The sequence below is a fragment of the Andreprevotia sp. IGB-42 genome, from assembly GCF_009848685.1.
Classification (GTDB): Bacteria; Pseudomonadota; Gammaproteobacteria; order Burkholderiales; family Chitinibacteraceae; genus Andreprevotia.
Window position 1 is genome coordinate 62,979 of record NZ_WXTX01000001.1, and the last position, 14,229, is coordinate 77,207.

Below are 14,229 nucleotides of genomic sequence, written 5' to 3' on the forward strand. Positions count from 1 at the left end.
CACGCGCCGCAGGCGCCTAATCTAGAAACTGCTCATCTCGCCATCAACATGGGCATTTCCCCCCTGCCGCCCTGTCGGCACTGGGATAGCGTGCCTCCAGGCAATACCGGTAGAAATCATTCCGGCTCATCGGCACCGCTTCCGGGTGGCGCTCGCGCATGTGCTGCACGTAATACTCGTAATCATGAATGCCCACCATCAGGCGGCAAGTCTGCACCACCTTCTTCGCTGCATCCTTGAGCCCGCCCAGCCAATCCGCACCCAAGCTGTAACGCTCGAACTCGGCGCGGCTCATGGGCTGGCCGCTTTGGTGCCGGGCCAGATGCTGTGCCAGGTAGCGGGCATAATCATCGCCCTCCTCCGGCACAGCAATATCAGGCGGCGGCACCGTCGCCGGTTTGCCCGTTGCTGGCTTGCCCAACAGCGCGGATAGATCAAGCATGCTTGGCCACCCCCTCACCACGTAGCTGGATATCGCTCTCGCGCACCGTTGGCTGCCGAGCAGCCAGTGCACGGCGGATGTTGAAGAATGCGGAAACCAGCATCACCACCGCCACCAGCATGAAAAAGCCACACAGCGCCGCATTGATCTGGTTGTTGAATGCAATGCGCTGCATGTCCTCCACCGTCTTGGCTGGCGCGGTGATGGTGCCCGATGCGGCGGCAGCGTTGAACTTGTCCGCAATCGCCAGAAAGCCGATCTTGGGGTTGCTGCTGAAGATCTTCTGCCAGCCTGCCGTCATCGAGGTGATGAACAGCCACGCTGTCGGTAGCACCGTCACCCAGGCGTAGCGCTCCTTCTTCATCTTGAACAGCACCACGGTACCCAGGATCAGCGCCATCGATGCCAGCATCTGGTTGCCGATGCCGAACAGCGGCCACAACGTATTGATGCCCCCCAACGGATCGACCACGCCCTGGTAGACGAAGTAACCCCAGCCTGCCACCGCCACAGCGGTGCCGATCAGGTTGCCCGCCCATGAGCGGCTGCGGCCCAAGCCCGGTATCACCACGCCGGCCAGGTCCTGCACCATGAAGCGGCAGGCGCGCGTGCCGGCATCCACCGCGGTCAGAATGAACAGCGCCTCGAACAGGATGGCAAAGTGATACCAGAACGCCATCATGGCTTTGCTGTTGAAGATGTCGGTAATGATGTGCGCCATCCCCACCGCAAACGTGGGCGCACCACCGGCGCGGGAGAGAATGCTCTTCTCGCCCACATCGGCGGCAATCTGGTTCAACATCTCCGGCGTGATCAGGAAGCCCCAGCCGTTGATCACCTGCGATGCCGATTCCACTGTCTTGCCGATCAACGCCGCTGGCGAGTTCAAGGCGAAATACACGCCCGGATCGATCACCGAAGCGCAGATCAGCGCCATGATGGCCACGAACGATTCCATCAGCATCGCACCATAGCCGATCACGCGGATATGGCTTTCGCGCTCCACCAGCTTGGGCGTGGTGCCCGACGCCACAAGGGCGTGGAAGCCGGAGATCGAACCGCAGGCAATGGTGATGAACAGGAAGGGGAACAGGCTGCCGGCAAACACCGGGCCGCTACCATCGATAAAGCGTGATACCGCCGGCATTTTCAGGTCTGGCGCAGCAAACACGATGCCGATGGCCAGGCCGACGATCACGCCGATCTTCAGGAAGGTAGACAGGTAATCACGCGGCGCCAGCAGCAGCCACACCGGCAATACCGATGCCACGAAGCCATAAATCACCAGCGCCCAAGTCAGCTCGGTGCCGTGCAGCGTGAATAGCGGCCCCCAGGTGGGGCTGTGCGCGATGTCTTCGCCGTACACGATGGCCAGCATCATCAGCACGAAGCCGATCACCGAAATCTCGCCGATCCGCCCCGGACGTATGAAGCGCATGTAGATGCCCATGAACAGCGCAATCGGGATCGTCGCCGCGATGGTGAACGTGCCCCACGGGCTGTCGGCCAATGCCTTGACCACCACCAGCGCCAGTGCAGACAGGATGATGATCATCACCCCCAGTGCCCCCAGCATCACGATCACGCCGGCAAATTGCCCCAGCTCCTGCTTGGCCATTTCGCCCAGCGAGCGGCCGTCACGCCGGGTGGAAATGAACAACACCAGGAAATCCTGCACCGCACCCGCCAGCATCACCCCGATCAAGATCCACAGCGTGCCCGGCAGATAGCCCATTTGCGCCGCCAGAATCGGCCCCACCAGCGGGCCGGCTCCGGCAATGGCGGCAAAGTGATGGCCGAACAAAACCCACTTGTTGGTGGGCACATAATCGAGGCCATCATTGCGGCGTTCGGCCGGTGTCATGCGCCGGTCGTCCAGCTCGAACACCCTGTCGGCAATGAAGCGGCTGTAGAAGCGGTAGGCAATCGCGTAGCACGCCACTGCAGCCGTCACCAGCCACACCGCATTCACATGCTCACCCCGGCTGAGTGCCAATGTGGCAAATGCAAATACGCCCACCAGGCCCACCAGCAGCCATATCCCCCATTTCTTCACCGCATCCATGCTCGCTCCCGTGTCATCAAGCTTGCCGGGCAAAAATGGCCCCGGCATGTAGTCGAAACTATAGGACTACTTCTTTCTCAAGACTTGCGATAATCCGCCCACGCGTGTGCAGAACGGTATAGGGGATTTCCGGAATGCGCGTATCCCGCATGGGCAAACTGCGCTTTCCATGCCGGAGTACCCGGCCGGGCGTGCGCCGGGGCGGGAACGATCGCCAGCCGGCATCAATCCACTTTCTTCCTGGCGGCGAGCTTGCGCGGCTTCTTCTGATTGGCGGACTCTTGTGCACGCTGCGTTGCGCCGTCGAAATCCGGCATCGGCGTCAGGCCTTCGTCCTGCCCCAGCATATGCAGCAAGCGGCGGGCATTGAATGGTGCCTGCACTTTCATGGTGTTGTCGAAATAGCAGTACACGTCACGCGTGGCGCGCTTCAATGGCGGTTTGTCCAGCATCAGCGTGGTGTGTTCAGGTTGGCCGCCCGACGCCCACGCGCTGATCTTTTCCGCCCAGTTGGCGAGTACGGCATCGGAATAACCACTGGCGTACAGCGCATCGGCGCCATGCAGCCGCATGTAGATGAAATCCGCCGTCACATCTTCAAATTCCGGCCATTTGCCCGCCGTATCGGCAATCACCAGCGCTACCTTGTAGCGCCGCAGCATTGCGGCAAACTCGGCGCAGGCAAAGCTTGGGTGACGGATCTCCACCGCATGGCGCAAAGGCCGCTTCTTGTCGATCTCCACGCAGGCGCGCGGTTTCATCCATGCGCCGTGCTGGCGGGCCAGCGCCTGCGCTGCCTCGGTATCGTGCGGCAGCAGCTTCAGGAAGGCCTCGAAGCGTTCTGCATCAAAGCGGAAGCTGGGCGGAAACTGCCACAGGATGGGGCCGAGCTTTTCCTTGAGCATGAAGAGGCCGGAAGCAAAAAAATCGGCCAACGGCGCTTCGATATCCACCAGCCGGTGGATATGCGTGATCAACTGCGATGCCTTGATGCTGAAAACAAAGCCTTCCGGCGTATCTGCATACCAGTTGGCATAGCGCTCCGGCGTTTGCAGCGCGTAGAAGGAGCCATTGAGCTCGATGCTGGGCAAGGCGCGCGATGCAAAATGCAGCTCCAGCGCCTGCTTGAGGTCTGGCGGGTAAAACAGCTTGCGCCAGGGCGGATAACGCCATCCGGAAATGCCGATGCGGAACGATGCGGCCATGCTGCCTCCTTGTATGGGTAATCACTGCATAGCAAGCAGCAACCGGCATCGACAGGCAATTAATGACAGGCAGGCGGCACCATAAACGGAACAGGGTGCTTCGGATCACCGGCGCAGGCACGGCTGCTAACGTGCCACGCAGGGTTATGGCAAACCAGCGGTTTCAGATGGCGATCATCTGGCAGCGATCAGGCGATTTTCAGGCCAACGATACCGGCCAGAATCAGCAGGATGGAAACGATACGCATGGCATTGACCGGATCACCGAACCAGAAGATGCCGAGGATCACCGTGCCCACCGCACCGATGCCGGTCCAGATTGCATAGGCAGTACCCACGGGCAGGTGCTTCATCGCATACGCCAGCAGCGCCATGCTGGCGGCGGCAGTCACCGCAAACAGCAAGGTGGGCATGGGCTTGCTGAAGCCGTGCGAGGCTTTCAGCGCCAATGCCCAGGCCACTTCGAACAGGCCGGCCAGAATCAGCGAAATCCACGGGAACAGGGTTGGGGACATGATGTGCACTCCAGCAATGGGGCCGTCCCCGTACGGGCTTGTTTGCGGGGTCGTCCCCACTGCCGATATGACATCATTTTACCCAGCCCGTAGCCGGCAGGCTGTTAAAAATTGCCCCGCGGTATCGCCACGGCGTAGCAGCCACACCACATGCGTGCCCGATCGACAGCACGATACCGCCAATTCGTTTATCTTTGCTGCACGCTGCGGATGTCATGACAGCAGAAACAAACACAGAGGGTCTTTTTCCATGCAAAAAATCGCCACGCTTGTTGCAAGCGTTTTCATTCTGGCTGGTTGTGCAGGCACCATGCAGCAACAGGGCACTGCCGAGGCGGTTGCGCCCAAGCCAGCGCCGGTTGCCAAGCCCAAGGTCGCCACCGTACATGATCACAAGAAGGAAGTGGTTTCCTATATCCGTACCTGGGCCATGGGCACTTCGCCCGAAGCACAGGATGCGGGCCGCCACTGGACAGCCGAGGAAATCGACGGCGATCAGCTGACCACCCTCAACATCTCGTTTGGCCTGATCCGCAACGATACCGAGGTGTATATCAAGGATCTGGAACCGCAGCCGACATCGGACAAGAAAGGCACCATCCCGCCGTTCAGCACGCTGTGGACCGAAGTCGACAAACTGCAACAGAAGTACCCTGACCTGCGCATCAACTTGTCCATCGGCGGCTACGGTGCAGACGGCTTCAGCCAGTTGGCCAAGGCGCCGGAAAGCCGCGCCAAGTTCATTGCCAACGTGATGAAGATCGTCGAAGAACACAAGCTTTCCGGCGTGGATATCGACTGGGAATACCCGGTGGGCCCGGATTGGGACGTGGGCATCTTCACCCACCCGCGTGACCGCACCAACTATCCGGTGCTGCTGGAAGAAATCCGCGCCGCATTCGACAAGCTGGGCGCCAAGACCGGCAAGACGTATCGCCTGTCCGTCGCCGTGCCGGTCGGCCCGTGGTTCACGCAGAAGAACGACATCCTGCGCGTGGCCAAGGCAGTCGACTTCATCAAGGTGATGACGTATGACATGTACGGCGGCTGGAGCAAGTGGACCGGCCACCATGCCAACCTGTACCAGCGCACCGATGATCCGGCCTGGGGCGGCATCAGTGCCGACCAGGGCATCAAGGTTTACCTGAACTATGGCATCGATCCGAAAAAGCTGCTGCTGGGCGCCGCATTCTACGGTTACTCGTGGAGTGGCGTGCCGGACAAGGATCACGGCCTGTTCCAGACCTTCAAGAAGGGTGGCGATCCGGTATCCTTCACCGATGCCAAGGTACTGATGACCCAAGGCTACACCCGCTACTGGGATGATGTGGCCAAATCCCCGTGGCTGTACAACGGCGATGTGTTCGTCAGCTACGAGGATGAGGAAAGCATGAAGGCCAAGGCTGCCTACGCCAACGAAAAAGACCTCGGCGGCATCATGATCTGGGAATACGCGCACGACATGAGTGGCGATCTGGTTCGCGCCATCAACAAGGGCCTGGTCGATACAAAGAAGTAACCGTCAGCCAGAACGCAAAAGGCCACCGCGAGGTGGCCTTTTGCTTTACTGCGGCGCCGGCATTCAGGCCAGACCGCGCGCCAGATCGGCGATCAGGTCGTCGATGTTTTCCAGCCCCACCGAGATACGGATCAGCCCCTCGCGGATGCCTGCCGCCGCGCGCGCTTCCGGCGATACGCGGCCATGCGTGGTGCTGGCCGGGTGGGTGATGGTGCTGCGCACATCCCCCAAGTTGGCAGTGCGCGACAGCAATTGCACGCGGTCGACCAGTGCCCAGGCCGCCTCGCGGCCGCCCTTCACCTCGAACGACACGATGCCGCCACCGCCATGCTGCTGCTTCTGTGCCAGCGCATGCTGCGGGTGCGATGGCAGGCCCGGATAGTACACACGCTCGATTTCCGGGCGGCTTTCCAGCCATTGCGCCAGCTTGAGCGCATTTTCGCAATGCGCGCGCATGCGGATCGGCAGCGTTTCCATGCCCTTGAGGATCACCCAGGCATTGAATGGCGACAGGCTGGGGCCGGCCGTACGCAGGAACAGGTAAACCGGCTCGATCAACTCCTTGCTGCCCACGACCGCACCGCCCAGCACCCTGCCCTGCCCGTCCAGGTACTTGGTGGCCGAATGCACCACCAGATCAGCACCGAGCTTGAGCGGCTGTTGCAGGATGGGGGTGCAGAAACAGTTGTCCACTGCCAGCAGCGCACCGTTGGCATGGGCGATATCGGCAATCGCCGCGATATCGGCCACATCGGTCAGCGGGTTGGATGGGGTTTCCAGGAAAAACAGCCTGGTATTGGGCTTGGCAGCGGCTTGCCAGGCAGCCGGATCGGTCGGGCTGGCATAGCTGACTTCTACGCCGAACTTCATGAAATAGGCGTTGAACAGCTGGATGGTGGCGCCAAACAGGCCGCTCGATGCCACCACGTGATCACCTGCCTTCAGGTGCGCCATGCCCAGCGCCAGGATGGCGGCCATGCCCGATGCGGTGGCTATGGCGCGCTCGCCGCCTTCCAGCGCTGCCAGGCGCGCTTCGAAGGCGCTTACGGTGGGGTTGGTGAAACGCGAGTAGATGAAGCCGGGAATCTGGTTGGTGAACTTCAGCGATGCTTCTTCCGCGCTACCCACGCAGAAGCTGGAGGTCAGGTACATCGCATCGGAATGCTCGCCAAATTCGCTGCGCGTGGTGCCGGCGCGGATGGCCAGGGTATCGGGGTGCAGATCGTCGAAATCGAATTCTTGCATGATGGTGTTATCTCAAAAAACAGGCCCGTGCGACGGGCAGCAGATAAGTAGATATGGCAACGGGAGCATCAGCTCCCGTTTATACCCTGAATGACCAGCATCCGGCCGTCACAGAAGGTACGGCACTGCGGCGCATCAGATCAGGTTTTGTTCGGCCACACCGATATTCATGTCCAGTACACGGCTATCCGGATCGCCTTCCTTGCTTTCCTTGGATTTGGCCGACAGCGGCGACAGGCGCTTGGCTTCCAGCTCGTCCAGGTACTCGTCGGTGATATCACCGGTAATGTATTTGCCATCGAAACATGAGGTTTCGAACTCGGTAATCAGGCCATGGCTGGCATCGCGGCAGGCCACGATCAACGCATCCAGCTCCTGATAGATCACCGCATCCGCACCGATCTCGGCGGCGATCTGCGCATCGCTGCGGCCGGTAGCGATCAGCTCGGCACGTGTCGGCATGTCGATGCCGTATACATGCGGAAACTTCACCGGCGGCGCAGCAGACGCAAGGTAGACCTTCTTGGCGCCGCAATCGCGCACCATCTGCACGATTTCCTTGGAGGTGGTACCGCGCACGATGGAATCGTCCACCAGCAGCACGTTCTTGCCGCGGAATTCGACTGCGATCGGGTTGAGCTTCTGGCGCACCGACTTCTTGCGGCTGGCCTGGCCCGGCATGATGAAGGTCCGGCCGATATAGCGGTTCTTGATGAAGCCTTCGCGGTACGGAATCTTCAGGTCGTTGGCAAGCTCCAGCGCCGAATCACGGCTGGTATCCGGAATCGGGATCACCACGTCGATTTCCAGCTCGGGCGAGATGGCCTTGATCTTCTTTGCCAGGTGCTTGCCCATGTTGAGGCGGGCTTCATGCACCGAGATACCGTCGATGACGCTGTCCGAGCGCGCAAAGTACACGTGTTCGAAAATACAGGGCGCCAGTTGCGCGCTCTGATGGCACTGGCGGCTGGAAAGCTGGCCATCAAAGCTGATGAACAGCGCTTCGCCCGGTGCCACATCGCGCATCAGCTTGAAGCCCAGCGTATCGAGCACCACCGATTCGCTGGCCACGATGTACTCCGGGCCCTCCGGTGTTTCATGCACGCCCAGCGACAGTGGGCGGATACCGTGCGGATCTCGGAACGCGATCAGGCCGAAGCCGGCCACCAGCGCCACCACCGCATACGCACCGCGTACCCGGTCATGTACGGCGGTGATGGCATCGAACACGATGTCCGGCGTCAGGCGTGGGCCATCAGTGCGCTTGGACAATTCGTGCGCCAGCACGTTGAGCAGTGCTTCCGAATCGGAATTGGTATTGATGTGCCGCAAGTCGGTGCGGTACATCTCGTCTTTCAGCTGCTTGTCGTTGGTAAGGTTGCCGTTGTGCGCCAGCACCAGGCCAAACGGACTGTTCACATAGAAAGGCTGCGCTTCCGCGAGACTGGATGCCGAGCCTGCAGTCGGATAGCGCACATGGCCGATACCGGCATTACCCAGCAAGGAACGCATGTTGCGGGTACGGAACACATCGCGTACCAGGCCTTGGCCCTTGTGCATATGGAACATCGGACCGTCATCGGTCACGATACCCGCGGCATCCTGGCCCCGGTGCTGCAGGACCAGGAGCCCATCGTAGAGCATCTGGTTGACGGGGGTTTTGGCGACGAGGCCGACGATGCCACACATAATCCACAATCCTCTGAATCCGGCCGCGACAAGGTATCGCAGCCTCTACAAATCGGTACCGCACATGCGCACTGCCACGCCAGCCTTGCGGCCAGCGCTCAATCGAACTTGATCCGCTCCGCCAGTGCCTGTGGTATCCACGGCAGGCTGAGGCGGGCCAAAGCCTCGAACGGCGGGCTGAACATGGCGTTGCGCCAGGTGCTGGATGCGGGAAACGAGGTCAGCCCCGCCACCAGCACCAGCAACAGCACGAACAACGCCCCGCGCAGCAAGCCAAACACCGCACCCAGCAAGCGATCCACCGGGCTCAGGCCGGCCGATTTCACGAACTGGCTGATGGTGATGCGCAGCAGCGCGGTAAACAGCCATACCCCGGCAAAAATCGCGATCAGCGCCGCTAGGTAACGCAAGCGCTCGTCGGGTATCCCGGCCGGCATATAGATCGATATGGGGGCGGCGTAATAAATTGCCAGCCACGCCGCGACCGCCCAGCCAACCAGCGCCATCACTTCCTGCACCAGCCCGCGCATCACCGACAGCAAGATGGACAGGCCGATGATGGCCAGAACCGCGTAATCAAAACCCGTCACACCTGTCCTCAGTGCACCAGTTGCGGCGCGTAACCCAGCGCCGTGGCTTTTTGCACCAGCGCCTTGGCACGCGCTTCGTCAACCGGGCCGATACGGATGCGCGTCAACGCCACACCCTTGTTGTTCACAGGTTCTGCATAGGCGGGAATACCGTTCGCCTTGAGCTTGCCCAGAATGTCAGTGGCCTTGGCCTTGTCGCCATAGGCGCCGATCTGTACCAGTACCTGCCCGCCGCGGCTTGCCGCTGCCGGCTTGTCCGCCGGCTTGGCCTCGGCCTCGTCCAGCCCTTCCAGAATACGCTGTGGATCACGCGTGGGCTTGGGTGCTGCAGTCGGTTTGAGAGCGACGGTCGGCCTGGGTTTGTCTGCGGGCTTTTCGGTCGGCTTGATCACCGGCCTTTCCGTCGGGGCCTTGCTCGGTTCCACCTGGGAGTTGACCAATCTGCCCGGCAACGGCTCTGCAGCAACCGGGGTTTCAACAATCTGCGCCGGCGCAGAGGCCACCAGTTGCAATGCCGGTGTGACCAGCGCAGCCGCAGGGGCGCTCGCCGAGGTACTCGGCGCGCTGGCAATGATCTCCACCGGGTGGGTGAGCGCCGCAGGCGGCTCGCCATCCAGTACGGTCCAGAGCACGATCAGTGCAAAGATGACCAGGGTAACCGCGCCGATCAGCCGGCGGCGTGCACGTTTACGGAGTTGCAGAAGTTCTTCGCTAACGTTGTCTCGTGCCATGAGCTATCGACCGCGGGCCGCCATGACTTCGGCGACGGTGTAGAAGGATCCGAAGGCGAGGATTCTATCACTCTCGCCCGCCGTCTGTACGGCAGCTTGCCACGCTGCGGCAACGGATCCGAAAGATTCGACCCGCGCGCGCGCAGCACGCTGCATGATTCTGTCTGCCAGCGCAGCCGCCGGTTCTGCCCTTGGCAGGTCTGGAGCGGCCACGTACCAGCGGTCTATCCGGTCTGCCAGGATATCGATGACCTGATCGATATCCTTGTCGGCCATCATGCCGAATACCGCGTGCGTGGTTTCGGCGTAGCCCATCTGGTCCAGTGCGGATTTGAGTGCGCGCGCCGCATGCGGGTTGTGCGCCACGTCCAGCACGGTCAGCGGGCGCCCCGGCAGCACCTGGCAGCGCGCCGGCCATTCCACTTCCAGCAGGCCACGCTTGATATCGGCCAGCGTTACCGGCAGGCGGCCACGCAGCGCATCCAGCATGGACAGTGCCACGGCGGCGTTGCCAAGCTGGTAAGGGCCGCGCAATGCCGGCAGCGGCAGCGCATGCTTGCGGCTCTCGCCGTGCCAGAACATCCATTGCTGGCCTTCAGCTTCTTTCTGCCAGCCAAAATCCCTGCCGACCAGCGCCAGCGGTGCACCGATGCGTGCCGCTTCGTCCAGCACGCTCTGCGGCGGGTTGCTGTCGCCGCACACCGCCGGCTTGCCGTTGCGGAACACACCGGCCTTCTCGCGGCCGATATCCTCGCGGTTGTCACCCAGGTAGGCCTGGTGATCGATGTCGACACTGACCACGGCTGCCACATCGGCATCGAAAATGTTCACCGCATCAAGGCGCCCGCCCAGGCCCACTTCCAGGATGGCCACATCCACCTGTGCATCGATGAATACCTTCATCGCGGACAGCACGCCAAACTCGAAATAGGTCAGGGAGGTATCGCCGCGCGCGGTTTCGATCGCCCGGAAGCTATCCACCAGCGTGGCATCATCCACTTCCTGCAGATCGAGCGTCACGCGCTCGTTGTAGCGCAGCAGGTGCGGGGAGGTATGCGTGCCGACCTTGTAGCCCGCACCACGCAGGATGGTGGAGAGAAACGCACACACCGAGCCCTTGCCATTGGTGCCTGCTACGGTAAGCACCGGGAAGGTGGGCCGAAGGCCCATCACGTCACGCACCAGCGTCACGCGTGCCAGCCCCATGTCGATGGCCTTGGGGTGCAGTCCTTCCAGGTAGGCCAGCCAGTCTTCAAGCCGACTGGCGTCAAAAACCGCCATCAGGAAGCAACCGGTGCCGGCTGCTTCAGGAACAGCGTCAGCAGCTTCGCCAGTTGCAGGCGCATTTCACGCCGGTCCACGATCATGTCGATAGCGCCTTTCTCCAGCAGAAACTCCGAACGCTGGAAGCCTTCCGGCAGCGTTTCGCGCACTGTCTGCTCGATCACGCGCGGCCCGGCAAAGCCGATCAGCGCACCCGGTTCCCCCATCACCACGTCACCCAGAAAGGCAAACGAGGCCGATACGCCACCCATGGTGGGGTCGGTCAGGATGGAAATGAACGGCAGGCGCTTGTCGGCAAGCTTGGTCAGCGCGGCCGAAGTCTTGGCCATCTGCATCAGCGAATTCAGGCCTTCCTGCATACGGGCACCGCCCGATGCGGAAATGCAGATGAACGGCAGATCGTTCTCCAGCGCTACCTGCACGCCGCGCACGAAGCGCTCGCCCACCACCGAGCCCATCGAGCCGTTGACGAAACCGTATTCGAATACCGCCACCACCACCGGCACGTTGTGGATGGCGCCTTGCTGCACCACCATCGCATCGTCTTCGCCGGTACTTTCCTTGAACTGCTCCAGCTGATCCGCGTAGCGCTTGGTCGCCTTGAACTTGAGGATGTCGATCGGACGCACTTCGGAGCCGATTTCGAAACGGCCCTCGGCATCGAGCAACATGTCCAGCCGGCGCCGCGCGGAGATGCGGTTATGGAAACTGCACTTCGGGCAAACTTCGAGGTTGTTCTCAAGATCGGTGCGGTACAGCGTGGCACCACAGGCCGAGCACTTGTGCCACAGCCCTTCCGGCACCGCCGATTTGGCGCCCGGTTCACGGCTCTTGATTTTCGGGGGTAGCAGTTTTTGCAACCAGCTCATTGTTTACTCCTGTTTACTTGGCTTGAACGGCACGGGGCCGATCAGGCGCGAGCGGTATCCATGGCGGAACGAACGCCCTTGATGAAGCTGTTCAGGCGCTCGGCAAGGCCGTCCTCGCCCGCTTCCACTTCCTGCACCAGGCGCGAGCCGATCACCACGGCATCGGCCACACCGGCCACGCGGCGCGCGGTTTCGGCATCGCGGATGCCGAAACCCACACCGATGGGCAGCGAAATATACTTGCGCAGTTCCAGCAGCTTGGCAGCCACGCTATCCACATCCAGATGCGCGGCGCCGGTCACGCCCTTGAGCGATACGTAATAGACATAGCCGCGCGCCAGACGTTGCACTGCCTGTAGCCGCGACGGCGGCGTGGTGGGCGCCAGCAGGAAAATCAGGTCGATACCGTGCGTCTTGAGGATAGCCGCGCATTCCTCGGCTTCTTCCGGCGGCAGATCAACGGTCAGCACGCCATCCACGCCCGCCTCGACTGCAGCCTTGGCAAAGGTCTCGTAGCCCATGGCTTCAACCGGATTGGCATATCCCATCAGCACCACCGGGGTCTTGCTGTCGGTCTTGCGGAATTCCGCAGTCATTGCCAGCACATGGCGCAGCGATACGCGATGCGCCAGCGCACGCTCGGATGCGCGCTGGATCACCGGGCCATCGGCCATCGGATCGGAAAACGGTACGCCCAGCTCGATGATGTCGGCGCCGCCATCTACCAGCGCATGCATCAGGCCGACGGTTACGCCGGGATTCGGATCACCGGCGGTGATGAAAGGGATCAATGCCTGGCGACCTTGTGCCGCCAGAGCCTGCATCGTGGATTCAATTCGGGACATTGTGATGTTCTTCTTGGTTTAAAGCTGGATGCCGTCGAGCTTGGCGATGGTCGGGATGTCCTTGTCGCCGCGGCCAGACAGGTTGACCAGCAATACCTGGTCTTTGGGCAGCGTGGGCGCCAGGCGCGCGGCATAGGCCAGCGCGTGGCTGGATTCGAGCGCCGGGATGATGCCCTCAAAGCGGCACAGGTCATGGAAGGCCTGCAGCGCTTCCTTGTCGGTGGCGGCCACGTACTCGGCACGGCCGATATCCTTCAGGAAACTGTGCTCCGGGCCCACGCCCGGATAATCGAGGCCGGCAGAGATCGAATGCGTCTCGATGATCTGGCCGTCTTCGTCCTGCATCAGGTAGGTACGGTTGCCGTGCAACACGCCCGGCTTGGCGCCTGCGGTCAGCGGCGCAGCATGGCGACCGGTATCGAGGCCATCGCCACCGGCTTCAACGCCGATCAGGCGCACGCCCGGCACGTCCACATACGGGTGGAAAATGCCGATGGCGTTGGAACCGCCACCCACGCAGGCAATTACTGCATCGGGCTGGCGGCCGACCAGGTCGACCATCTGCACCTTGGCTTCTTCACCGATCACGCACTGGAAATCACGTACCAGCATCGGGTACGGGTGCGGGCCGGCGCAGGTGCCGATGATGTAGTAGGTAGAATCGACATTAGTGACCCAGTCACGCATCGCTTCGTTCATCGCGTCTTTCAGCGTCTTGCTGCCGGACGATACCGGCACCACGGTGGCGCCCAGCAATTTCATCCGGTACACGTTGGGCGACTGGCGCGCCACGTCCTCCGCGCCCATGTACACCACGCATTCCAGGCCATAGCGGGCCGCTACCGTGGCCGATGCCACGCCGTGCTGACCGGCGCCGGTTTCCGCGATCACGCGCTTCTTGCCCATGCGGCGGGCCAGCAGCGCCTGGCCGATGGTGTTGTTCACCTTGTGCGCGCCGGTATGGTTCAGATCTTCCCGCTTCAGGTAGATCTGCGCACCACCCAGTTGCTCGGACCAGCGTTTGGCGTGGTAAACCGGGCTGGGGCGGCCAACGTAATGCTTGAGTTCGTAGCGGTATTCCGCCATGAAATCCGGATCGGCAATGGCCTTTTCGTATTCGACACGCAGTTCGTCCAGCGCTGGCATCAGCGTTTCGGCCACATAGATGCCACCATGCTGGCCAAAGTGACCACGTACATCGGGCTGGTGATAGCGGAGCGGTTCGTTCAT

At 61.6% G+C, this 14,229-nt stretch carries 13 protein-coding genes; 1 reads left to right on the forward strand and 12 read right to left on the reverse strand.

Features of this window, described 5'->3' with window-relative positions; genetic code table 11:
* Positions 1 to 43 precede the first annotated feature (43 nt).
* The 4 genes from IGB42_RS22615 to IGB42_RS00355 form a co-directional block, all read right to left on the reverse strand.
* Positions 44 to 442 carry a CstA-like transporter-associated (seleno)protein gene (locus IGB42_RS22615; protein WP_159664984.1) on the reverse strand — a complete coding sequence of 133 codons (399 nt, stop codon included), beginning with the start codon at positions 440 to 442 and terminating at the stop codon, positions 44 to 46.
* Entirely contained in the window at positions 435 to 2,507 is a 2,073-nt protein-coding gene (locus tag IGB42_RS00345; protein ID WP_159664989.1) for a carbon starvation CstA family protein, read from the reverse strand. Before IGB42_RS00345 ends, IGB42_RS22615 begins: the two co-directional genes overlap by 8 nt.
* A 224-nt stretch (positions 2,508 to 2,731) precedes the next feature.
* The gene (locus IGB42_RS00350; RefSeq protein WP_159664994.1) at positions 2,732 to 3,712 is read right to left on the reverse strand and encodes a DUF72 domain-containing protein; all 981 of its coding nucleotides are present in this window, start codon (positions 3,710 to 3,712) and stop codon (positions 2,732 to 2,734) included.
* A gap of 188 nt (positions 3,713 to 3,900) precedes the next feature.
* On the reverse strand, positions 3,901 to 4,227 hold the full coding sequence (locus IGB42_RS00355; RefSeq protein WP_159664997.1) for a multidrug efflux SMR transporter: 327 nt from the start codon (positions 4,225 to 4,227) through the stop codon (positions 3,901 to 3,903).
* Positions 4,228 to 4,477: 250 nt separating this feature from the next.
* Between IGB42_RS00355 and IGB42_RS00360 the strand changes: the two genes are divergently transcribed.
* Positions 4,478 to 5,746 carry a glycoside hydrolase family 18 protein gene (locus IGB42_RS00360; protein ID WP_159665000.1) on the forward strand — a complete coding sequence of 423 codons (1,269 nt, stop codon included), beginning with the start codon at positions 4,478 to 4,480 and terminating at the stop codon, positions 5,744 to 5,746.
* Between the two features lie 63 nt (positions 5,747 to 5,809).
* Here IGB42_RS00360 and IGB42_RS00365 read toward each other — a convergent pair whose 3' ends face one another.
* The 8 genes from IGB42_RS00365 to trpB form a co-directional block, all read right to left on the reverse strand.
* On the reverse strand, positions 5,810 to 6,991 hold the full coding sequence (locus tag IGB42_RS00365; protein ID WP_159665003.1) for an O-succinylhomoserine sulfhydrylase: 1,182 nt from the start codon (positions 6,989 to 6,991) through the stop codon (positions 5,810 to 5,812).
* 135 nt (positions 6,992 to 7,126) lie between these two features.
* A complete protein-coding gene (gene purF, locus IGB42_RS00370; RefSeq protein ID WP_159665006.1) occupies positions 7,127 to 8,680 on the reverse strand; it encodes an amidophosphoribosyltransferase in 1,554 nt (517 codons plus the stop codon).
* A 98-nt stretch (positions 8,681 to 8,778) separates the two neighbouring features.
* A complete protein-coding gene (locus IGB42_RS00375) occupies positions 8,779 to 9,270 on the reverse strand; it encodes a CvpA family protein (protein ID WP_159665009.1) in 492 nt (163 codons plus the stop codon).
* Between the two features lie 8 nt (positions 9,271 to 9,278).
* Positions 9,279 to 10,001: an SPOR domain-containing protein gene (locus tag IGB42_RS00380; protein ID WP_159665012.1), complete on the reverse strand. Its 723-nt coding sequence runs from the start codon at positions 9,999 to 10,001 to the stop codon at positions 9,279 to 9,281.
* Between the two features lie 3 nt (positions 10,002 to 10,004).
* The gene (gene folC, locus IGB42_RS00385; RefSeq protein ID WP_159665015.1) at positions 10,005 to 11,282 is read right to left on the reverse strand and encodes a bifunctional tetrahydrofolate synthase/dihydrofolate synthase; all 1,278 of its coding nucleotides are present in this window, start codon (positions 11,280 to 11,282) and stop codon (positions 10,005 to 10,007) included.
* Positions 11,282 to 12,154 (reverse strand): acetyl-CoA carboxylase, carboxyltransferase subunit beta, encoded by an 873-nt coding sequence (gene accD, locus IGB42_RS00390; RefSeq protein WP_159665018.1) that lies wholly within the window; start codon positions 12,152 to 12,154, stop codon positions 11,282 to 11,284. Before accD ends, folC begins: the two co-directional genes overlap by 1 nt.
* Positions 12,155 to 12,195: 41 nt before the next feature.
* Positions 12,196 to 12,999: a tryptophan synthase subunit alpha gene (gene trpA / locus IGB42_RS00395; protein WP_159665021.1), complete on the reverse strand. Its 804-nt coding sequence runs from the start codon at positions 12,997 to 12,999 to the stop codon at positions 12,196 to 12,198.
* A gap of 18 nt (positions 13,000 to 13,017) precedes the next feature.
* Positions 13,018 to 14,229 carry a tryptophan synthase subunit beta gene (gene trpB / locus IGB42_RS00400; protein ID WP_159665024.1) on the reverse strand — a complete coding sequence of 404 codons (1,212 nt, stop codon included), beginning with the start codon at positions 14,227 to 14,229 and terminating at the stop codon, positions 13,018 to 13,020.